The following is a 19,568-nucleotide window of genomic DNA, read 5'->3' as shown; positions in this document are numbered from 1 at the left end:
AAGAAAGACGGACAGGCCTTTCTGGTTCCACCAATGCTGCACCATCCGTGGCGTGGGCGCCTCAGGTCGCCGTGCCGCCGATCGTTAGCCCCTTGATCAGCAAGGTAGGCTGGCCGACCCCTGCCGGAACGCTCTGCCCGCCCTTGCCGCACATGCCGACGCCATGGTCCAGCGCCCAGTCATTGCCGATGCCCACAACCTTGGTCAGCGCAGTCGGACCGTCGCCGATCAGCGTCGCGCCCTTGATGGGATCGCCCAGCTTGCCATTTTCGACCTTATAAGCCTCTGTACAGGAAAAGACGAACTTGCCCGATACGATATCGACCTGACCACCGCCAAAGCTCCGGGCGAAAATGCCGGATTTTACGCGCGAAAGCAGCTCTTCGGGGTCATCCTGCCCACCCTTGATGAAAGTGTTGGTCATGCGCGGCATCGGGGCATGGGCGTAGCTTTCGCGGCGACCGTTGCCGGTGGGTTCAACCCCCATCAGTCGGGCGTTCAGCCGGTCCTGCATATAGCCTTTGAGTATCCCGTCCTCGATCAGGACATTTTCCCTGGTCGGCGTGCCTTCGTCGTCGATCGACAGCGACCCGCGCCGGTCCGTGATCGAACCATCATCGACAACGGTCACGCCCGGCGCGGCCACGCGTTCGCCGATCCGTCCCGAAAAGGCGCTGGTCCCCTTGCGGTTGAAGTCGCCTTCCAGCCCGTGCCCAATCGCTTCATGAACCATCACGCCGGGCCAGCCTGGCCCCAGCAGAACCGTCATCTCACCCGCAGGCGCGGCGACGGAGCCAAGATTGACCCGCGCCTGCGCCAGAGCCTCGTCGATCGCCCTGTTCCAGACGGCCGGCTCCATCACCTGATCGTAGAGATAGCGCCCGCCGATACCGAATGTGCCAGTTTCGCGGCGGCCATTTTCTTCCAATATGACCGACACGTTCAACCGCACCAGCGGGCGTATGTCGGTCGCGGTGAAACCGTCCGCACGCACGATTTCAACCACGGACCAGCTGCCCGACAGGCTGACCGACACCTGAGCGACACGCGGATCGCGCGCCCGCGCGGCGGCGTCGATGGCGGCGCACAGCGTCACCTTTTCAGCAAAGGGCACGATTTCCAGCGGATTGGCGTCCGTGTAAAGATGGCGGTTCGTCCGCTGCGGCGGCGGGGCGGGCTGGCCCTTCGCCGGATCGAGCAGGGTCAGCGTTTCGGCGGCACGGCGTATCGCTGCTTCGCTGATGTCGTTCGCATGGGCAAAGCCAGTCATTTCGCCCGACACCCCGCGCAGGCCGAAACCTGCGTCGGTGGAATAATCGGCGGTCTTCAGCCGACCATCGTCGAAACCAAAGCTCTCGCTGGCTCTATATTGCAGATAAAGCTCGCCATCGTCGCACTGGCGCAACGCGTCGGCGGTCAGGCGTCGCGCGCCATCGGGATCAAGCAGCCCAGGACGATAAAGCAGGCCACGCGCGTCGGTGAATTGAGAGGCTATGTCGTTCATGCCGCCCGATATAGGGGGCGCGGCGCGCAAGCCCAATCAAAATTACAAGCGTCGCCTGATCAGAGGCTGGCGATCAGAGGCTGGCCCCGGAAGCGATGTCGGGCAACCCGGCGATTTCCGGTGTGTCTGCCGGTCCGCCGATCAGGACGAAGCGCCGGTCGCAATAGCCGCAATCGACATAGCCATGCTCATCAATTTCCAGAAACACGAGCGGATGCCCAAGGGCGGCGGGGATGTCCCCCGAACCGTCGCAGGAAACGCGCGGCTTGGTGACTCGAAGGATTTCAGGCGGCTGGATCATGGATCAGCCGATTAGCAGCGGTGCGCGCACGCCGCAATATGCGGCGCGCCCGATTGCATGGAACGACGTAAGACGGGGAAGAATGGTGGGCGATGACGGGCTCGAACCGCCGACATTCTCGGTGTAAACGAGACGCTCTACCAACTGAGCTAATCGCCCGGAGCCGCAACCTGTAACGGTGCGACCGGAGCGCGTCTATCTAGGGCAATCGACGCGCCGGTCAACCCTCGTTACGCCATTGCGTTCACCCGCACAGGAAACGTCGGCTGGCCGTGAACCAGCGGCTGAGCGCTTCGAACGTGTCGTCGGCCAGAGCGATGAAGATGCGGCGGCCATCCTGCGGGTCCGCCTGACGCTGGACGAAACCCTGTTCGGTAAGGGTGCGAATCCAGCGTAGCGCCGTGGTCGGCGGCACGGCAGAGGCGATACACAGGCTGGAAACCGACACACGTTCCTGTTCCAGCCGGGCAGCCAGCAGGTCGAGCAACATGTCCCAGGCGGGATCGGCGAACAGGTCGCCGGGCAGGAAATCTTCCCGCAGGCGACGCGCGCGCAGCATGTCGCGCACCTGGGTAGCGCTCAGGCTGGGTTGGTCCGCCGGTGCCTGGTGGCTCCCCATCGGCGTCAGCGCGGGCATGCCGATATAATCGCTGTCCCGGTCGGAAATGCGAGAGCCGAGCGCGAAGGACGGAGGAGCATGGCGCGGGCGGGACGTCAACGCCTCCAGCGTGCGGGCCAGGCGGCTGACTTCTTCGCTCAACTGCTGGAGCCGCACGCCTTCGCTTTCCTGATTGACCTCATGCACGGTCCGCTGGGGCGTTGTCCTCCCTGCCGTCAGGAGCGCGGCGGCGATGTCGGCATGATCGGGCGAACAGAGCAATTGCGTCCGGTCGCTGCGCATGCATGCATAGGCCAGGTCCAGGCTGTCGATGCCGCTTATCAGAATGACGGAAAGGTCATTCTGAACCGCCAGCGTTTCGGCCTGCACCAGCAAGCGTTCCAGTTCGGCAGAAGGATGCGGACAGAATAGCAGGATGACATCGCACCCCACCTGCATGTCCAGCCGGGCGGACGCCTGCTCTATCGGCACAATGTCCAGCAGGCGGAAATCGGCCGCCTCCGCCAAGCCTGTCACATCGTCGAGAAAAATGTCATTGGCCAGGATCAGCAGACCCGGCCTTTGGTCTTTCATCCCGTACAGTTCCCCAGCCGGAACGCGCAAGTCTGTCCGGGTTCGATCCATTTCCACCATGATAATCCCCTGTTTGTTCCGACCTTACCGGAACGCGATGATTTCACCGCAGCTCTTTTCTCCGTTTCGGACCCCGACCCGCTGCTGGCGCCGCGCCTGATTTGTGCGCATGTAAGACCCGGCCTTCGATACCGATCCTTGCTGTCGTCAAAATGGCGGCGTTTCCTGCCGAAACGGTGGGATATCCTCCCCGTCCATTCTGGTCCGAAATGGAGATGCTTCTTTGCCCGGTGTAGCTCAAACCGCCGTGCGGCGCGCAAAATCAACGTAAATCTCGCGCAGGCGGGTCGCAACGGGGCCGGGTCTGCCATCGCCGATGGGCTGGCCATCGATACGGACTACCGACTGGCACAGCGTCGATGCGCTGGTGATGAACGCCTCCTTCGCACCCAGCGCCTCCGCCACGGTGAAAGGGCGGCGGACGACCGTCATCCCAGCTTCCTGGGCAAGGGCCGTAAGCGCCGCGCCGGTGCATCCCGCCAGCACGGCCTGCGAATAGGCGCGGGTGACGATAGCGTCGTCTGTAACGATGAAGGCGGTGGAGGATGCGCCTTCCGTCACATGGCCGTCCTCGACCATCCATGCCTCCTGCGCTCCCGCGTGCGCCGCGATCTGTTTCGCCATCGCCTGAGCGAGCAGCCCGGTGCTCTTGATGTCGCGGCGCGCCCAGCGCAGGTCCGGCGTGGTGACGACCGCTATGCCTGTTCTGGCCGCTGACGCATTCAGGAACAGCTTGTGCTGCACGAACATCACCAGCGTCGGCTGCAGGTCCGGCGCGGGCAGGAAGTCGCGGCTTTCGTCTGCGCCCCGCGTCAGCTGAAGGTAGATCAGCCCTTCGTCCAGGCCATTGCGCTCCACCAGCTGCTTCTGGGTCGCTTCTATCTCATCGGGGATTAGGGGGAGGGCAATGCCGATCTCGCCAGCCGATCGCGCCAGCCGATCAAGGTGCGACGCGCTGTCGACCAGGCGCCCATCGATCACAGCCGTCACCTCATAGACGCCCTCAGCGAACAGGAAGCCCCGGTCGAGCACCGATATGCGTGCATCGGCAATCGGCAGGAACCGACCATTGAGATAGGCGATGGACATGACAGGCTGCTTCCCCCTGAAGGCGCGACGATTTGGATAGGGGATGTCGCTGGGCGGAAGCGCCGGGTCAAGCCGGAACGGCGCAACCCTGTCGTCTCGATGGGAGCGCCGTCATCAGGAAATCGCCTTCGCCCGCACGCCGATTTCACGCAATTCCTCGACGAACCGGGCGCGTTCCTGCGCCTTGCGCGCTTCGTCTGGAACGCGCAGCAGAAAACTCGGATGGATCGTGACCCAGCCTTCCGCCCCGCTTTCCAAAACTATCGGCGCGCCGCGCGTGCGGCTGATCGTGACCGCCTTGCTTAGCAGCGCGCGTGCGGCAGTCACCCCCAGGGCGACGATGATCCGGGGACGCAGCAGGTCGATTTCCTGGTCCAGCCACCAGCGGCAGGCCTGAATTTCGGGCGTTTCAGGCGTCTGATGAATACGGCGCTTTCCCCGGCGCTCATGTTTGAAATGCTTGACGGCGTTGGTGACATACAGCCGACCGCGGTCGATTTCCGCCTCCTCCAGAACGCGGTCGAGCAACTGCCCGGCCGGACCGACGAACGGACGTCCGGCCAGATCTTCCTGATCGCCCGGTTGCTCGCCAATCAACATCAGCGGCGCGTCCAGCGGACCTTCACCAAAGACGGTCTGTGTGGCGTCCTGATAAAGTGGGCATCGGGTGCACGCCATCGCCTGTTCCTTCAGCGCTGACCATGACGCTGCGATATTGCTGGGGCGGCTCGCGTCTCGGTTCGCCCCGCTCGGACGGGCAGGGGGTTTTGGCGATGTCGCGATCATGGCCGCCTCCCTTGCCTGGGCTCCGGCCACCAGGTCGGGAATCAAAGCTGCTTCGGGCAGGTTGCGCCAATATTTGCGGGGCATTTCCGACAGCATGGCGCGCTGCTTCAGCCGGGCCGGGTTGAAGATCGCGGCGTAATAGCGTTTCCACGCATCTTCCACCGGATCTCCATCAGGCGCGTCGGATCGGGTCGCACCGGCGCTTTCGGTCAGGATCTCGCCGTCCCAGTGGATGCACAGTTCCGGCGTCAGGATCGACCAGCGCATCGACGCGAACCGGCGCACGAAAAATCCTGCATTGGCCCGGACGATATGATGTTCCGGTTCGAACCAGGCGACGAAGCGCGCTCCTCCTTCATCCTCCACCTCGCGGAACCGGACGAAGGCGCGCATCTTGTGGATGTCGCGCCTGACCGCCTTGGCGAGCATGTCCACCCTGCGCAAAAGTGGGTCGGCGCGGTCCTCCATCAATGCGGGGTTGTCCCGCACCCGGACCAACAAGGCGTAAAGTAGGGCGAACCGTTCCCGGTCATGATGCAATATTGCGCTTTCCGCCACTGCAATGAAGGCGCGGGGCACGGAAAAGGCACCGCCGTTAATGGGTGGCGGCGGGGCCTCGAAAGGCAGCAGGGACGCTTCATCGCCCTCCACCTGCCAGTCGATCCCTGTCGCTTCGACGCCGCCCATGGCAAAGCGCCGCGCTGCTTCTCGCCACCCGTCGAAATCGTCAGGGCCGTTCAGCAGCGCGCGATACATGGCCTTCGGTCTGCGGCTTCTGCCCGTTTCAGCTCGGCGGGTTTGCGCTTGGCAAAGATTTCCGCAAGCCGTGTTTCCTCTTCCGCTGTCAATTCTTCAGCGGCATTGGGAAACATTTCCTCCTCCTCTTCCTCGATATGATGGAGGTAGCGCTTTTTCAGCTGGTCGAAGGTCTGCCGCCATTCTTCGCTGTTGAATTCCAACTCGTCCAGCTCTTCGAGATAATCGTCTATCTCCTTATGCTCGGATACGCTGTGCTGTGCATCTTCGCGCAGGTCCGGCCGGGCCAGCATGGTGGCGTAGAGCGTTTCTTCCTCAGCGGCGGCGTGGGCGGTCACTTCGACCTTGAACTGATCGAACAGCTTTTCCAGGCGATCATGGTCATCCTTTGCATCAGCCATCTTGTCGAACAGCTGACGGTGGGCGTCGTGATCTTCCTTCAACCGGTCGAAAATATTGGCATTCGCCATGGCATGCTCCTCTGTCTTGCAGGGGGCATAACGAAGCGTCGCGGGCTTTGTGTCCGCTCGATCAACCGAACAGAAAACGGAAAATGACGGCTATCGGTATCCACAGAAAGCTGCTGGCGATGCTCACCATCCAAAGCTGCGCCGCGTCACGGCGAAACCGGACATCCAGGCCGCGCGTGGACAAACCGCTTGAATCCAGCAGTTCCCAACGCCGTTCCAGCCCGCGAGCCGCGATGGCGAAGGCGCCAATGGCGACGATGATGCCCAGGTGGAGGACGAGCGATCCGCCCATTTTGGCAACGATGAAAATCTGAAGCAGGCAGAAAGTGACGAGCGCGGCTGCCAGATGCGAACTCATGCGCTTTGCATATCCCGACGCCTGCGCTTCCGCCGAATGTCCCTTGACCAGCTGTCCTTTAAACAGTGTTGCCACCAATATCGCCCTTCCCCTGCTCCACGATCAGGAAACCATGGAATTCCGCTGTGATCAACGGCAAAATCGGGCTTCAGGCGAAAAGCTCAAATTGCTGTGGCGCCGGACCGAGTCTGGGGCGCAGATCGAGGCTATCCGCCAGGCGAACAGGTCGCCAATCGCTCGCCACCAGAAAGGGGCGCAGCTTTTTGATGGAACTGGTGACGCGGGCGACATCGTCCAGCCGCAGGCGCCTGTGCCGTCGGCTCATCAGGATGCGGTCCACGGCCTTCACGCCCAGTCCCGGAACGCGCAGCAACATCTCGCGCGGGGCGCGGTTCACATCGACGGGAAATATATCCCGATGCCTCAGCGCCCAGGCGAGCTTGGGATCGATGTCGAGGGGCAGGCATCCGCTGTCCGGGTCAGTCGCCCCATCCAGATCATCCGCTGAAAAGCCGTAGAAGCGCATCATCCAGTCGGACTGGTAAAGCCGATGTTCGCGCAGCAGCGGTGGGCGCTTGAGCGGCAGGACGGTGCTGGGCGACGGGATTGGGGAAAAGGCGCTATAATAGACACGGCGCAGGGCGTGCCGGTCATACAGCGATCGCGCCCGCCGGATGATCGCCCGGTCGTCCGCTCCATCGGCCCCGACGATCATCTGCGTCGACTGGCCTGCGGGCGCGAATCGGGGCGCGTGTCGATATTTGCGCCGTGCCTCCCCCATATCCTCCATGGAACTGCGCATGCCCGCCATTGCGCCCTCGATCCGGCCTGCGTCTTTTTCCGGGGCGAGCTGTTCCAGGCCCTGGGCCGTGGGCAATTCGACATTGATCGATAGGCGATCGGCATATAGCCCCGCCTGATGGATCAGTTCCGGGTCGGCATCGGGAATGGTCTTGAGGTGAATATAGCCCCGGAAATCATGATCGTCGCGCAGGCTGCGAGCGACACCTACCAATTGCTCCATCGTATAGTCGGACGAACGGATGATCCCGGACGACAGGAATAGTCCCTCGATATAGTTGCGGCGGTAGAAGCTGATCGTCAGATCCACGACTTCCTGAACGGTAAAGCGCGCCCGCCGCACGTCGCTGGACCGTCGGTTGATGCAATAATGGCAATCGAAAATGCAGCTGTTGGTCAGCAGGATTTTCAACAGCGAGATGCAGCGCCCATCTGGCGCATATGCGTGGCAGATGCCCATCCCCTCTGTCGATCCCAGCCCTCCCTTGCGGCCGCTGGCGCTATCCCGCTTCTTTGTGCCCGACGACGCGCAGGACGCATCATATTTTGCTGCATCGGCAAGGATTTCAAGTTTTTCGGTGACGGAAAGAGCTGGCATTAGTTCATGATATGTTCTTGTGCCAAGCCTGTCTATGATCTGGATCGACTTTCCTGATATCGAGCCTATTATATTCAGCGGCGCAGGCCGTCGCGGTCATTGCGTTCCTGCGCAAGGTGCGCTGGCCCAAGGCTTTGGGGTTGAACTGGGGCGACTCTGCTGATAGGGCGCGCCCCACAACGGCGTAGGGTGACCTGCGGCGAATCACGGCTTTTATATTCGGTGGGCCCGTCGGGAAGGGTTTTCTGTCCTGGCGAATTGCTCGTTTTCGACTGGAGTTTGACTGGCTTATGCAAATCATCGTTCGCGACAATAATGTCGACCAGGCCCTGCGCGCGCTCAAGAAGAAGCTGCAGCGCGAGGGCGTGTATCGCGAGATGAAGCTGCGCCGTCACTACGAGAAGCCGTCGGAAAAGCGCGCTCGTGAAAAGGCTGCAGCCGTTCGCCGCGCTCGCAAGATGGACCGCAAGCGCGCCGAGCGCGACGGCGTCCGTTAAGAAGCCTTTCCGGGCACAGCGCCCGGATGGCTATTCCTGCTGATTACCCGCACCAACTGCGAGGCGTTCGCTCATGTCCACGACGGCTGTTCCCCTTCGTCCCATCGCCAAGGGGTCGCTGACGCGGCTCTGGATCGGTGTCGCGGCCGTAGCGGTCGCCGCCGGCGGACTTGCATGGGCGGGGCAACGCGGGCTTGAGCCTTCGCCTTCCAGCTATCTTGCGCACAATGCCCACAGCGATGGTGTCGTCACCACCGATTCGGGCCTTCAGTTCAAGGTGATTGAGGAAGGTGAGGGGCCAAGCCCGACCACGACGGATGTCGCGCTGGTCGGCTACAAGGGCACGTTGCTGGACGGCACGGTCTTCGATGAAAACCCCCAGACCGCCATGCCGGTCGATGGCGTCGTGCCAGGTTTTTCCGAAGGCCTGCAAAAGATGAAGAAGGGCGGCAAATATCGCCTCTGGATCCCGCCGCAGCTTGGTTATGGCGAGCAGGCGGCAGGTCCCATCCCGGCGAACTCTGTCCTGGTGTTCGATGTCCAGCTGCACGATTTCAAGTCGAAGGCGGAAATCATGCAGATGCAGCAGATGATGCAGCAGGGCGCTACTCCGCCGCCCATGCCCGGCAACTGACCGCCGCAGCATTGCAGATGAAAGGGCCCGTTTCCGGGCCCTTTTTTATTGTGGCAGCGGCATGTCGGCGGGAATGGCATCCCGCTCCAACGACTTGGACCGTTCTTCCAGATAGACTTTGATCATCGCCAGGATCGGGTCGGCCAGGAACAGGCCCAATATGCCGAACAATGTGCCGAACAGGATCTGCATTGCCAGCACCAGGGCCGGGGCAAGGTCGGTAGCGCGCTTCGCCACCATCGGCACGATCAGATATCCGTCGATCAGCTGCACGACCGCATAGACGAAAAAGGCGTAGAGGCCGACATCCGTGCCCGCGGAAAAGCCGACGATGATGATCAGCGCCCCCGATATGATCGCACCGATATTGGGCAGGAACGCAAAAAGTCCGGTCAATATGCCTAGCAGCCCAGCCATGGGAACGCCGCCCGCCCACAGCAGCAGCCACGTCCCTACGCCTTCCACCGTCATGCCGATCAGCCGCCCGAACATGAGCCGACGCAGCGTCCAGCCCATCTTGTCCGCCACAGAGTAAAAGCGGGCGCGCTTGTTCATCGGCAGCATCCAGGCGACGCCGCGTTCATAAAGTTTGGGTTCGATCGCGATAAAGATTGCCAACACCAGCATCATGACGGCGCTGGTCAGCGCGCCGAACATCGTGCCGACCGCCGCCGTGACCCGGCCCAGTGAACTCAGCGCCTGGCTGGCGAATCCCTTCAGGTCGTTGGCGGTGGCCGTTACCCCAAGCTGCTGTAGCCATCCGCCGACGCGATTGACCTGCGCCTCTATGATCTGGCGCATGGCCTGCGCCTGCGCGGTCAGGCTCGCGCCGGTCAGGTAGAATGTGTAGACGAGGAAAGCGACCGCTGCGATCAGGACGATGGCCAGCCGCCATCCCCGCTTGATCGGCAGGACGCGGCCCAGCAGTCGTGCTCCACCGTCCATCATGGTCGCCAGCACCAGAGCGCCCAGGATCAGCATGATCGGCTGGGCCAGCAATGCCACCAGCGCCACCGCGACCACCAGGGCGATCCATGTGCCCGCGCGGATGAATTCATGTTGGACGAGCGGACTGCGCAGTTCGCTGGGACCGGGTTGTTCCAGATGGATCTCTTGTTTGCCGCTCAACCCGCGCTCCCTGGGTAAATTTATTTCGCGGCTGTAACGCTCCGTGGGCGCAGGCTGTTCCCGGCGCGATCGCTGCGCAGCGCATGCAGCCAGGTCTGCGGGTTCCAGCTTGAATCGCCGTCCAGCGAGAAGGTGATGAATTCCGCACGTCCGCCGATCGCTTCCCACGGCACTGGACCGCCCAGCCCATTTTCTTCCAGCGGCGCACGGCTGTCGGCGCTATTGTCCCGATTATCGCCCATCAGGAAGACATGGTTGGACGGAATGCGAACCGGACCATACCAATCGAGCGAGCTCGGCCCCATGTCGACGGTGACATAGGTGCGGCCATTGGGCAGCGTTTCCTGCCGAACGGGCAGCTGGCAATAGCCTTTGCCGTCGCGTCCTTCGACCGCGGCGCCCGGAAACTGTATGGATGGGCAGGGCGCGTTGCCGTCGATCGGAATACGGATCGGCTTCAACGGCTTCTGTGGCACGGGTACGCCGTTCAGGATCACCTGGCCGCCGCGCACCTCCAATATGTCGCCCGGCAGGCCGATCACCCGCTTGATATAATCCTCGCGCCGGTGTCGTGGCGATACGATGACAATGTCACCCCGTTCGGGCAGGCGTCCAAAAATCCGCCCCTTGATAAAGGGCAGCGGATGGAAACTGGGCGATACATAGGACCAGCCATAGGGAAATTTGCTCACCACCAGCCGGTCGCCCTTCAGCAGCACGGGCATCATGGATTCGCTGGGAATATAAAATGGCTTGGCGACGAAGCTGTGAAACGCCAGCACCGCCAGGATCAGCAGCGCGATGCTCTTGACCTCCTGCCACCAATTGATGGTCGGTTTCTCCGCTTTGGGCCGGGCGACGGCCTGTTCTTCGGCGGGCGAGGAATCCTTTTCACTCATGTCTGCTGCCGTCATGGATGGCTTCTCGGATGTGGGGGGCATCATTATCGCGGCAATGCTTCAATGATGACGAAGGCTTGCGCCCAAGGATGATCGTCGGTCAGCGTCAGATGGATCATGGGGTCGTGGCCTGCGGGGATCATGGCGTGAAGCCGCGCCAGCGCGCCGCCGGTCAGTTCCAGCGTCGGCGCGCCGCCCGGACGGTTGACGACGCCGATATCCTTCATGAACACGCCGCTGTTGAAGCCGGTACCCACCGCTTTCGAAAAGGCTTCCTTGGCGGCGAAGCGTTTGGCCAGCGTTCCCGCCTTGGTGAAGGGACGCTGCTCTGCCTTGGCCCGCTCAATATCGGTGAACACGCGGCGTTCGAACCGTTCGCCATAACGGTCCAGCGAATTTTGGATCCGCTCTATGTTGCAAAGGTCGGATCCCAGGCCGATGATCAACGCGCCAGGTCCATCTGGCGACGCATTTCCGTGATAGTTTCGGCCAGGCCGCCAAAGATCGCTTCGCCGATCAGGAAATGACCGATATTCAGTTCCGCGACCTGCGGTATCGCCGCAATCGGACCGACATTGTCATAGGTCAGGCCATGACCGGCGTGCGGTTCTATCCCGTTTTTCGCGGCAAGGGCGGCGGCATCGCTGATCCTGCGCAGTTCCTGTGCACGCGCCGCGCCTGACAAGTGGGCGTAACGCCCGGTATGGAATTCCACCACGGGGGCGCCCAGGCGGATGGCAGCATCGACCTGCGCCGCGTCCGGTTCGATGAACAGGCTCACACGGATTCCCGCTTCGCCCAGTGCCGCGACGATGGGCTGGAGCGCCTCCATCTGCCCGGCAGCGTCCAACCCTCCCTCGGTCGTGCGTTCTTCCCGCTTTTCCGGGACAATGCATGCGGCGTGGGGCCGATGCCTTAGCGCGATCCGCAGCATTTCTTCGGTCGCCGCCATCTCCAGGTTCAACGGGACCGTCAGGGCAGCCATCAGCGCGACGATGTCTTCGTCGCGAATGTGCCTGCGATCTTCGCGCAGGTGGGCGGTAATGCCGTCGGCGCCCGCATCGACCGCCATCAGGGCCGCCTTGACCGGGTCAGGGTGCATGCCGCCGCGCGCATTGCGGATGGTCGCGACATGGTCGATGTTGACCCCAAGGCGCAGGGGAGCGGCGGGCTGCGGCATCGGGTTTACTGCTTCCGGCTTCCAGGCTTGATAGCGGGGATCGCTGCCAGTTCAGGCGGCACTTCATCTTCCTCATATACCGGGAAGTTAATGCTGACGAGCGGGTAGAAAGGAACGCCCAGATCGACTTCGCCGGCGGACCGGTCGACCAGCGCTGCCTCCGCCACGACGATTCCGCCTTCCTTGGTCACGGCATCAATGGCCTGGCGCGAAGACAGTCCGGTGGTGACGACATCCTCGACCATCAACACCTTTTGCCCTGGCGTTATGCTGAAGCCGCGGCGCAGTTCGAACGTGCCTTCGGGACGTTCCAGGAACACGGCATCCTTGTCCAGGGCGCGCCCGACTTCATGCCCGATGATCAGGCCGCCCATCGCCGGGGAAACGACGAGGTCGATTTCCTGCCGCAACTCGCGGGACAGTTGCTGCACCATCGCGCGGGCCAGCTTGCCCGCCCGTTCGGCGTTCATCAATACGCGTGCGCATTGCAGATAATTGGCGCTGCGACGGCCTGAGGACAGGATGAAATGTCCTTCCAGCAGCGCCCCGGCCGCCCTGAATTCCGCTAAAACTTCCTCGTCGGTCATTTAAATCCTGGATCCATTCGCGCGTACCGCCACCTTTGAAACCGGCGATCGGCACATCCCTAATCACCCATGGGACAGGCCCATGAGCGCGCCCCTGCGCGCGAGGTGCGAGATAGGCGGACGAGGGGGGCGTTGCAACAGCGAAGAAAATCTGTGCGTCCCCGCTTGAGGCAGGAAAAAACCATGCCTATAAGCCGCGGCAGACCGACCGGGCGAGGGATACGTGTATGCGCGCGTCCTCGTTGCAGCGGCTCAAAGGGGTTACGGGGTAAGAAGACGCTTATGAAAATGGTGAAATCGCTCGTTCTCGCCGGGTTGCTGGCCTTTGCGCCGGCTGCGGTGCTGAACAGTCAGGCGTTCGCGCAGGACAATGCAGCCGTTGCGGCTGCGCCTGCGGACAACGCCGCCGCACCGGCCGAATCGAGCGTGAATGCGACGGCTCCGGCAGCCGACGCCGCGCCGACGGCCACTGTTGCCGCGCCGCCCCGGATGAAGCCGACCCCTGGCGTCGGCATGCCCAGCCCCGGCGAAATCTCGCTGCAGGAACAGTTCAGCCCGACCGGCCACACTGCCCGCTGGTTGCATGACGTGCTGCTGCTGCCGCTGATCACGATCATTTCGGTCCTGGTCCTGGTCCTGATGCTCTATGTCATGTGGCGTTTCCGCCGCAGCGCCAATCCGACCCCGTCGAAAACCTCGCACAACACGTTGATCGAAGTGATCTGGACCGTGGTGCCGGTCGTGATCCTGCTGGTGATCGCCGTGCCGTCGATCGGCCTTCTGGCTGACCAGTACAAGCCCGCGCCCAAGGATGCGGTCACCGTCAAGGTCACGGGCTATCAGTGGTATTGGGGCTATGAATATCCTGACAACGGCATCCCGGAATATGTTTCCAACATGCTCCCCAAGGAAAAGGCCGAGGCGAATGGCGAGCCTTATCTTCTCGCCCCCGACAACCGCATGATCCTGCCTGCGGGCCGTCCGATCAAGTTGATCATCACCGGCGCGGACGTGATTCATGCCTTCGCAATCCCCTCGCTCTGGGTGAAGATGGACGCGGTGCCGGGCCGTCTCAATGAAAAGACGTTCACCATTGAAAAACCGGGCGTCTATTATGGGCAATGCTCTGAACTTTGCGGCGCTCGCCATGCTTTCATGCCGATCGCGATAGAGGCGCTGCCTCCCGCTCAGTTCGACCAGTGGGTTCTCTCGCAGGGCGGCAAGCTGCGCGACGCTGACGCGGCGGTCACTGCCGCAGCGCCTGCCGCCGCCCCCGCCGAAAAGCTTTGATGTAAGGGCATAGACGCCATGACAACCATTACCGCAGATCATCACGGCGATCATGCTCATGATCATCATGACGCCGATCACAAGCCTGCCTTCTTCCAACGCTGGTTCATGTCCACGAACCACAAGGATATCGGCACTCTCTACCTGATCTTCGCGATCATCGCCGGTATCATCGGCGGCGCGATTTCGGGCCTGATGCGCGCTGAACTGGCACAGCCGGGAATCCAGTATCTCCAGACCTGGGCACAGTTCAGCGACGGCCCTTCGGCCACGCTGGACCAGGCCTACCACCTCTGGAACGTCCTGATCACCGCCCACGGTCTTATCATGGTTTTCTTCATGGTTATGCCCGCGATGATCGGTGGCTTCGGCAACTGGTTCGTGCCCATCATGATCGGCGCGCCCGACATGGCCTTCCCGCGCATGAATAATATCAGCTTCTGGCTGCTCATCCCTGCCTTTGCGCTGCTGCTCGGCTCGACCTTTGTTCCTGGCGGCACCGGCAATGGCGCGGGCACCGGGTGGACGGTCTACGCGCCACTGTCGACCAGTGGTTCCGCGGGACCGGCCGTCGACATGGCGATCCTGTCGCTGCACATCGCGGGCGCCAGTTCGATCCTGGGCGCGATCAACTTCATCACGACCATTCTCAACATGCGCGCGCCGGGCATGACCCTGCACAAGATGCCGCTGTTCGTCTGGTCAGTGCTGGTCACCGCATTCCTGCTGCTGCTCGCCCTTCCGGTTCTGGCTGCGGCGATTACCATGCTGTTGACCGATCGCAATTTCGGTACGACTTTTTATGATGCCGCTGGCGGTGGTGATCCGGAACTGTACCAGCATCTCTTCTGGTTCTTCGGCCACCCCGAAGTGTATATCATGATTTTGCCGGGCTTCGGCATCATCAGTCAGATCGTGTCGACCTTCAGTCGCAAGCCTGTGTTCGGCTATCTGGGCATGGCATACGCCATGGTCGCTATTGGTGTCGTCGGCTTCGTCGTCTGGGCGCACCACATGTTCACCACGGGCATGTCGGTGAATGTGAAGATGTATTTCACCGCAGCAACGATGGTCATCGCGGTTCCAACGGGGATCAAGATATTCTCGTGGATCGCAACCATCTGGGGTGGCTCGATCAGCTTCAAGACCCCGATGGTCTGGGCGCTTGGCTTCATCTTCCTCTTCACGGTAGGCGGTGTGACCGGCGTTGTTCTGGCCAACGGGGGCGTCGACGACGTGCTGCACGACACCTATTATGTCGTGGCACATTTCCATTATGTGCTTTCGCTGGGTGCCGTATTCGGCCTGTTCGCAGGCTTCTATTACTGGTTCCCGAAAATGTCGGGCCGCATGTATAACGAGTTTCTCGGCCAGCTGCATTTCTGGGTGTTCTTTATCGGCGTGAACCTGTTGTTCTTCCCGATGCACTTCCTGGGCCTGTCAGGCATGCCGCGCCGTTATCCCGACTATCCAGAAGCCTTTGCCTACTGGAACAAGGTCGCTAGCCACGGTTACGAGATCATGGCTGCAGGCATGCTGATCTTCTTCGTCAATTTGATCTGGTCGCTTGCGGCTGGCCGCAAGGCAGAAGGTAACCCCTGGGGTGAAGGAGCGACGACACTGGAATGGACCCTGTCCAGCCCGCCGCCGTTCCATCAGTTCGAAACACTGCCGGTCGTCGACTGACCGGAAGGGCAGAGCCTTCTTGAGGAAGGCATGGGAGGCGCTGATCGCCTACCCTAATGAGCAGACCCGGCGCATGATATCGCGCCGGGCTGCCGCATGAGGAGCATATGGCAAGTTCGCCGTTCTTGGACAGGAGCACCGCTCCGGCAATTCCCGCACATTGGCGGGACTTCGTCGCATTGACGAAGCCACGAGTGATGACTCTCGTAGTTTTCACCGGCCTGTGCGGTCTGTTGGCGGCTCCTGGACACCTGCATCCGATTCTGGCCTTTACGGCGATCCTGTGCATCGCGATTGGCGCAGGTGCTGCTGCCGCGCTCAATCAGTGGTATGAAGCAGATATCGACGCGAAGATGAAGCGGACGGCGGGCAGGCCACTTCCTGCCGGGCGCATGGATCGGCAGTCCGCGCTGCATTTTGGGGTTGGCCTTTCCTTTTTTTCTGTGCTGCTGATGGGCGTCGCGACAAATTGGCTGGCCGCTGCGGTTTTGGCGGTGTCGATTCTTTTTTACGTTTTTGTTTACACGATCTGGCTGAAACCGCGTACGACACAGAATATTGTTATTGGTGGAGCGGCGGGGGCATTTCCGCCTGTTATTGGCTGGGCTGCCGTTACGGGCGACATTACGGCGCTGCCTATCGCGTTGTTTATGCTGATATTTTTCTGGACGCCACCGCATTTCTGGGCGCTCGCGCTGTTCGTGAAGACGGATTATGCGGCGGCGAACATTCCGATGCTGCCCGTTGTGTCGGGCGAGGTCGCGACCCGCCGGCAGATATGGTTTTACACCGCCATCATGGCAGTGGCGGCGATGGCCCCCGTGCTGCTGAAGTTGACCGGCCTGGTCTATGGCGTGACGGCACTGGCGGGCACGGCATTGTTCGTCCTGTTCGCGTTCCAGGTGCTGCGGCACCGCGAAACCGACCCCAGCCGGATGAAGCCGGAACGGCGGCTGTTCAAATATTCGATCATTTATCTGTTTGTCCTCTTTGGCGCGGTCGTCGCGGATCGGTGGTTGCTGTCATGACGCCAGAGGAGCAGGAACAGGTGCGTAGCCGCCAGAAATCCCGCGCCATCCTGACCGGCGTGCTGCTGGGGGCGTTGGTCATATTGTTCTACGCGATCACCATCGCCAAGATCGGCGGGGCGCAGTGATGGCCGCGAGCCTGCCACCTTCTCCATTCGATCGAGACCGCCGTAATCGGCGCACGCTGATCACGATGGCGGCGGTGGGCGTGGCCATGTTGGGCCTGGGCTTTGCGTCGGTGCCGCTGTACCGCATATTCTGCCAGCAGACCGGTTTTGGCGGCACGACCCAACGGGCATCGGGTGACATCAACGTCCGCGCGGCGGTTGGCCATAATATGTCGATTCGTTTCGATTCCAATGTCCAGCCTGGCATGCCCTGGCAGTTCTACCCGGAGCATCGGACCGACACGGTCACCGTGGGCGCGCGCGACATGGCGATCTTCATTGCGAAGAACATGTCGGACAAGCCAGTGACCGGCACGGCCAGTTTCAATGTGACGCCGACGCAGGCGGGCGCGCATTTCACCAAGATCCAGTGTTTCTGCTTTACCCAGCAGACGTTGAAGCCGGGTGAAGAGGTGAGGATGCCAGTCCTCTATTATGTCGATCCGAAGATTCTGGCGGACCCGAACAATCGGGACACGCAGGAAATTACGCTGAGCTACACCTTCTATCCTGTTGAGCAGGACAAGAAGCCAAGCTAAGGCAACCACGATAACGCGAACTGCGAACAGGGAAGAGCACGTCATGGCAGGCGCCAAGAACCACGATTATCACATTCTTCCGCCCAGCATCTGGCCGTTTTTCGGGTCGATGTCGGCGCTGGTAATGGCCCTTGGCGCGATCATGTGGATGCACCCCGATGCCATGCCTGCGGGTGGTGGCTGGGTGTTCTTCATCGGCCTGGCAGGCGTGCTGTTCACCATGTACAGTTGGTGGGCGAATGTGATCGACGAAGCGCATGCTGGCGACCACACTCCGGTGGTCCAGCTGCACCTGCGCTATGGCATGATCCTGTTCATCGCTTCGGAAGTGATGTTCTTCGTGGGCTGGTTCTGGGCCTTTTTCGACTTCTCGCTTTTCCCCAGCCAGCTGGCGCCGATCGAAGGCATGTTCCCGTCCAAGGGCGTCGAGGTCATGAACGCGTTCGAGCTGCCGCTGCTCAACACGCTGATCCTGCTATGTTCGGGCACGACCATCACCTGGGCGCACCATGCGCTGATCCATGGCGACCGCGAAGGGTTGAAGAAGGGACTGTGGCTGACCGTCATCCTGGGCCTGCTCTTCTCGTCGATCCAGGCCTATGAATATGCGCACGCGCCGTTCCCGTTCGGCGGCAGCCCCTATAGCTCGGCCTTCTACATGGCGACCGGTTTTCACGGCTTCCACGTTCTGGTTGGGACCATATTCCTGATCGTCAACCTGATCCGCGTCTATCAGGGCCACTTCACCCCGCGCCAGCATTTCGGGTTCGAAGCTGCTGCCTGGTACTGGCACTTCGTCGACGTGGTCTGGCTGTTCCTGTTCGTCGCCATCTATGTATGGGGCGGCTGGGGCGCGCCTATTCACGGCGGCTGATCCCGACGGCAATAAGGTGAACGAACGGCCGGGTCATACCGGCCGTTTTCTTTTGGGGCGGCCCCGGCTATGGCTGCGCCATGACATCGTCAGAACCGGTAGCACATCCATCCCTTCCGCTGATCATGGCGGCATCGCGCGGATGCTGTCCCCGTTGCGGAGCGACGACGCTGTTCGCCGGGCTGATCGGATTTTCGTCCCATTGTCGCCAATGCGACCTGGACTATGGCCAGTTCAATGTGGGCGATGGACCGGCGGCATTCCTGACCCTGATCGTGGGCGCGGTGATGGTAGCGCTGGCGCTTTATGTGGAACTGACGTTTCACCCGCCGCTCTGGGTTCATATGCTGCTGTGGACGCCGATCACGGTGGCGGCGGTTATCGGAAGCCTGCGGATCGCGAAGGGCGCGCTCCTGACGCTGGAATATCGCAACAAGGCTCGTGAAGGGCAGCTGGTGAAGGATATGCGGTCATGACCCGGATGCGCATACCCGTCATCCCGACCCTGATCGTGGCGGCAGCCATTGCGGTCATGATTGCCCTGGGTGTGTGGCAGTTGCAGCGACGCGGCGAAAAGGAAGCGATGCTGGCCCTGGCGGCGGCCAACCCGACCAAGCCATCCATCAGCTATCCAGCCATGGCGCCGGTCCACCCCGATCTGTTGTTTCGCCGATCTTCTGTGCAATGCATTCGCGTGACCGGATGGCGCACGGAAGCGGGTCGCGCCGCTGACGGGTCGACCGGCTACCGTTATCTGGCCGAGTGCGCGACCGGCGCCGAAGGCCCTGGAGCACTGGTGGCGATCGGCGTCGGGCAAAAGCCGGACCTGAAGCCGGATTGGACAGGAGGCCAGGTACGCGGCTGGATTTCGCAGGAGCCTGATCATCGGTCACTGCTGTCCCGAACGGGCGGAAGTGCGTCGCCCCTGCGGCCAATGCTGATCGCGCAGCAGCCGCCCGCCGGTCTGAAGGCGGTGGCCCCGCCCAGCGCGGCTGATGTTCCCAACAACCATCTGGCCTATGCGGTGCAATGGTTCTTCTTCGCTGCGGTGGCTGTGGTCATCTACCTGTTGGCGCTGCGCAAGCGCGTCCCGCCGTCCCGTCCGTCGTAAACGCTTGCCCCATGGCCGCTGCCTCGCTACCGC

The 19,568-nt window shown here is 61.8% G+C and carries 23 protein-coding genes and 1 tRNA gene; 10 read left to right on the top strand and 14 right to left on the bottom strand.

Annotated elements, in window-relative coordinates:
* Positions 1-61 precede the first annotated feature (61 nt).
* The 9 genes from tldD to ACI3KQ_RS05095 all read right to left on the bottom strand — a co-directional run bounded on the left by tldD (position 62) and on the right by ACI3KQ_RS05095 (position 7,915).
* Entirely contained in the window at positions 62-1,504 is a 1,443-nt protein-coding gene (gene tldD / locus ACI3KQ_RS05135; protein ID WP_404955415.1) for a metalloprotease TldD, read from the bottom strand.
* Positions 1,505-1,577: 73 nt separating this feature from the next.
* Positions 1,578-1,805, bottom strand: a complete 228-nt coding sequence (locus tag ACI3KQ_RS05130; RefSeq protein ID WP_404955413.1) for a zinc-finger domain-containing protein — start codon at positions 1,803-1,805, stop codon at positions 1,578-1,580.
* An 83-nt stretch (positions 1,806-1,888) separates the two neighbouring features.
* Positions 1,889-1,964: transfer RNA gene (locus ACI3KQ_RS05125), tRNA-Val, on the bottom strand.
* An 85-nt stretch (positions 1,965-2,049) separates the two neighbouring features.
* Complete coding sequence (locus ACI3KQ_RS05120; protein ID WP_404955411.1) at positions 2,050-2,997, bottom strand: MarR family transcriptional regulator; 948 nt, start codon at positions 2,995-2,997, stop codon at positions 2,050-2,052.
* 297 nt (positions 2,998-3,294) lie between these two features.
* Positions 3,295-4,146, bottom strand: coding sequence for a D-amino-acid transaminase (locus tag ACI3KQ_RS05115; RefSeq protein WP_404955409.1), 852 nt, complete (start codon positions 4,144-4,146; stop codon positions 3,295-3,297).
* Between the two features lie 114 nt (positions 4,147-4,260).
* Positions 4,261-5,688 (bottom strand): UdgX family uracil-DNA binding protein, encoded by a 1,428-nt coding sequence (locus tag ACI3KQ_RS05110; RefSeq protein WP_404955407.1) that lies wholly within the window; start codon positions 5,686-5,688, stop codon positions 4,261-4,263.
* A complete protein-coding gene (locus ACI3KQ_RS05105; RefSeq protein WP_404955405.1) occupies positions 5,670-6,158 on the bottom strand; it encodes a hemerythrin domain-containing protein in 489 nt (162 codons plus the stop codon). The genes ACI3KQ_RS05110 and ACI3KQ_RS05105 overlap by 19 nt, the downstream gene beginning before the upstream one ends.
* 61 nt (positions 6,159-6,219) lie before the next feature.
* A complete protein-coding gene (locus ACI3KQ_RS05100; protein WP_404955403.1) occupies positions 6,220-6,591 on the bottom strand; it encodes a hypothetical protein in 372 nt (123 codons plus the stop codon).
* 73 nt (positions 6,592-6,664) lie between these two features.
* A complete protein-coding gene (locus ACI3KQ_RS05095) occupies positions 6,665-7,915 on the bottom strand; it encodes a putative DNA modification/repair radical SAM protein (protein WP_404955401.1) in 1,251 nt (416 codons plus the stop codon).
* A 290-nt stretch (positions 7,916-8,205) separates the two neighbouring features.
* On the opposite strand from ACI3KQ_RS05095, the gene rpsU reads away from it, so the two are divergent.
* A complete protein-coding gene (gene rpsU, locus ACI3KQ_RS05090) occupies positions 8,206-8,412 on the top strand; it encodes a 30S ribosomal protein S21 (RefSeq protein WP_104954164.1) in 207 nt (68 codons plus the stop codon).
* A 73-nt stretch (positions 8,413-8,485) separates the two neighbouring features.
* Entirely contained in the window at positions 8,486-9,046 is a 561-nt protein-coding gene (locus ACI3KQ_RS05085; protein ID WP_404955399.1) for an FKBP-type peptidyl-prolyl cis-trans isomerase, read from the top strand.
* A gap of 45 nt (positions 9,047-9,091) precedes the next feature.
* On the opposite strand, the gene ACI3KQ_RS05080 is transcribed toward ACI3KQ_RS05085, so the two are convergent.
* The 5 genes from ACI3KQ_RS05080 to pyrE are packed head-to-tail and all read right to left on the bottom strand — an operon-like array spanning position 9,092 to position 12,840.
* Positions 9,092-10,174, bottom strand: coding sequence for an AI-2E family transporter (locus ACI3KQ_RS05080; RefSeq protein ID WP_404955397.1), 1,083 nt, complete (start codon positions 10,172-10,174; stop codon positions 9,092-9,094).
* 20 nt (positions 10,175-10,194) lie between these two features.
* The gene (lepB, locus tag ACI3KQ_RS05075) at positions 10,195-11,088 is read right to left on the bottom strand and encodes a signal peptidase I (protein ID WP_404955394.1); all 894 of its coding nucleotides are present in this window, start codon (positions 11,086-11,088) and stop codon (positions 10,195-10,197) included.
* A gap of 29 nt (positions 11,089-11,117) precedes the next feature.
* Positions 11,118-11,519, bottom strand: coding sequence for a holo-ACP synthase (gene acpS / locus ACI3KQ_RS05070; RefSeq protein WP_404955392.1), 402 nt, complete (start codon positions 11,517-11,519; stop codon positions 11,118-11,120).
* Positions 11,516-12,253, bottom strand: a complete 738-nt coding sequence (locus ACI3KQ_RS05065; protein WP_404955390.1) for a pyridoxine 5'-phosphate synthase — start codon at positions 12,251-12,253, stop codon at positions 11,516-11,518. The genes acpS and ACI3KQ_RS05065 overlap by 4 nt, the downstream gene beginning before the upstream one ends.
* Positions 12,254-12,258: 5 nt before the next feature.
* A complete protein-coding gene (pyrE, locus tag ACI3KQ_RS05060; protein WP_404955388.1) occupies positions 12,259-12,840 on the bottom strand; it encodes an orotate phosphoribosyltransferase in 582 nt (193 codons plus the stop codon).
* A 282-nt stretch (positions 12,841-13,122) separates the two neighbouring features.
* Here pyrE and coxB point away from each other — a divergent pair, with 282 nt between their 5' ends.
* The 8 genes from coxB to ACI3KQ_RS05020 all read left to right on the top strand — a co-directional run bounded on the left by coxB (position 13,123) and on the right by ACI3KQ_RS05020 (position 19,535).
* Positions 13,123-14,130 (top strand): cytochrome c oxidase subunit II, encoded by a 1,008-nt coding sequence (gene coxB, locus ACI3KQ_RS05055; RefSeq protein WP_404955385.1) that lies wholly within the window; start codon positions 13,123-13,125, stop codon positions 14,128-14,130.
* 18 nt (positions 14,131-14,148) lie between these two features.
* Positions 14,149-15,816 (top strand): cytochrome c oxidase subunit I, encoded by a 1,668-nt coding sequence (gene ctaD, locus ACI3KQ_RS05050; protein ID WP_404955383.1) that lies wholly within the window; start codon positions 14,149-14,151, stop codon positions 15,814-15,816.
* Positions 15,817-15,923: 107 nt separating this feature from the next.
* Entirely contained in the window at positions 15,924-16,844 is a 921-nt protein-coding gene (locus tag ACI3KQ_RS05045) for a heme o synthase (protein ID WP_404955380.1), read from the top strand.
* Entirely contained in the window at positions 16,841-16,972 is a 132-nt protein-coding gene (locus ACI3KQ_RS05040; RefSeq protein ID WP_404955378.1) for a hypothetical protein, read from the top strand. Before ACI3KQ_RS05045 ends, ACI3KQ_RS05040 begins: the two co-directional genes overlap by 4 nt.
* Positions 16,972-17,550, top strand: coding sequence for a cytochrome c oxidase assembly protein (locus ACI3KQ_RS05035; protein WP_404955376.1), 579 nt, complete (start codon positions 16,972-16,974; stop codon positions 17,548-17,550). Before ACI3KQ_RS05040 ends, ACI3KQ_RS05035 begins: the two co-directional genes overlap by 1 nt.
* Positions 17,551-17,593: 43 nt before the next feature.
* Positions 17,594-18,424, top strand: coding sequence for a cytochrome c oxidase subunit 3 (locus ACI3KQ_RS05030; protein WP_404955373.1), 831 nt, complete (start codon positions 17,594-17,596; stop codon positions 18,422-18,424).
* A gap of 80 nt (positions 18,425-18,504) precedes the next feature.
* Positions 18,505-18,900 carry a DUF983 domain-containing protein gene (locus tag ACI3KQ_RS05025; protein WP_404955371.1) on the top strand — a complete coding sequence of 132 codons (396 nt, stop codon included), beginning with the start codon at positions 18,505-18,507 and terminating at the stop codon, positions 18,898-18,900.
* The gene (locus tag ACI3KQ_RS05020) at positions 18,897-19,535 is read left to right on the top strand and encodes an SURF1 family protein (RefSeq protein WP_404955370.1); all 639 of its coding nucleotides are present in this window, start codon (positions 18,897-18,899) and stop codon (positions 19,533-19,535) included. Before ACI3KQ_RS05025 ends, ACI3KQ_RS05020 begins: the two co-directional genes overlap by 4 nt.
* Positions 19,536-19,568: the final 33 nt, after the last annotated feature.

Source organism: Sphingobium sp. ZW T5_29 (genome assembly GCF_044987515.1).
GTDB lineage: Bacteria > Pseudomonadota > Alphaproteobacteria > Sphingomonadales > Sphingomonadaceae > Sphingobium.
The sequence above is the reverse complement of the archived record's forward strand: the minus strand, read 5'-3'. Positions and strand labels throughout refer to the sequence as shown.

What these genes read in the sequence shown, in the direction of transcription:
- ACI3KQ_RS05030 (WP_404955373.1), top strand. Translation starts at nt 17,594, where the DNA reads ATGGCAGGCGCCAAGAACCACGATTATCACATTCTTCCGCCCAGCATC.
- ACI3KQ_RS05020 (WP_404955370.1), top strand. Translation starts at nt 18,897, where the DNA reads ATGACCCGGATGCGCATACCCGTCATCCCGACCCTGATCGTGGCGGCA.
- ACI3KQ_RS05105 (WP_404955405.1), bottom strand. Translation starts at nt 6,158, where the DNA reads ATGGCGAATGCCAATATTTTCGACCGGTTGAAGGAAGATCACGACGCC.
- ctaD (WP_404955383.1), top strand. Translation starts at nt 14,149, where the DNA reads ATGACAACCATTACCGCAGATCATCACGGCGATCATGCTCATGATCAT.
- rpsU (WP_104954164.1), top strand. Translation starts at nt 8,206, where the DNA reads ATGCAAATCATCGTTCGCGACAATAATGTCGACCAGGCCCTGCGCGCG.
- ACI3KQ_RS05040 (WP_404955378.1), top strand. Translation starts at nt 16,841, where the DNA reads ATGACGCCAGAGGAGCAGGAACAGGTGCGTAGCCGCCAGAAATCCCGC.
- ACI3KQ_RS05025 (WP_404955371.1), top strand. Translation starts at nt 18,505, where the DNA reads ATGACATCGTCAGAACCGGTAGCACATCCATCCCTTCCGCTGATCATG.
- pyrE (WP_404955388.1), bottom strand. Translation starts at nt 12,840, where the DNA reads ATGACCGACGAGGAAGTTTTAGCGGAATTCAGGGCGGCCGGGGCGCTG.
- ACI3KQ_RS05035 (WP_404955376.1), top strand. Translation starts at nt 16,972, where the DNA reads ATGGCCGCGAGCCTGCCACCTTCTCCATTCGATCGAGACCGCCGTAAT.
- ACI3KQ_RS05110 (WP_404955407.1), bottom strand. Translation starts at nt 5,688, where the DNA reads ATGTATCGCGCGCTGCTGAACGGCCCTGACGATTTCGACGGGTGGCGA.
- ACI3KQ_RS05065 (WP_404955390.1), bottom strand. Translation starts at nt 12,253, where the DNA reads ATGCCGCAGCCCGCCGCTCCCCTGCGCCTTGGGGTCAACATCGACCAT.
- lepB (WP_404955394.1), bottom strand. Translation starts at nt 11,088, where the DNA reads ATGACGGCAGCAGACATGAGTGAAAAGGATTCCTCGCCCGCCGAAGAA.
- tldD (WP_404955415.1), bottom strand. Translation starts at nt 1,504, where the DNA reads ATGAACGACATAGCCTCTCAATTCACCGACGCGCGTGGCCTGCTTTAT.
- ACI3KQ_RS05085 (WP_404955399.1), top strand. Translation starts at nt 8,486, where the DNA reads ATGTCCACGACGGCTGTTCCCCTTCGTCCCATCGCCAAGGGGTCGCTG.
- ACI3KQ_RS05120 (WP_404955411.1), bottom strand. Translation starts at nt 2,997, where the DNA reads ATGAAAGACCAAAGGCCGGGTCTGCTGATCCTGGCCAATGACATTTTT.
- ACI3KQ_RS05115 (WP_404955409.1), bottom strand. Translation starts at nt 4,146, where the DNA reads ATGTCCATCGCCTATCTCAATGGTCGGTTCCTGCCGATTGCCGATGCA.
- ACI3KQ_RS05130 (WP_404955413.1), bottom strand. Translation starts at nt 1,805, where the DNA reads ATGATCCAGCCGCCTGAAATCCTTCGAGTCACCAAGCCGCGCGTTTCC.
- ACI3KQ_RS05095 (WP_404955401.1), bottom strand. Translation starts at nt 7,915, where the DNA reads ATGCCAGCTCTTTCCGTCACCGAAAAACTTGAAATCCTTGCCGATGCA.
- ACI3KQ_RS05045 (WP_404955380.1), top strand. Translation starts at nt 15,924, where the DNA reads ATGGCAAGTTCGCCGTTCTTGGACAGGAGCACCGCTCCGGCAATTCCC.
- coxB (WP_404955385.1), top strand. Translation starts at nt 13,123, where the DNA reads ATGAAAATGGTGAAATCGCTCGTTCTCGCCGGGTTGCTGGCCTTTGCG.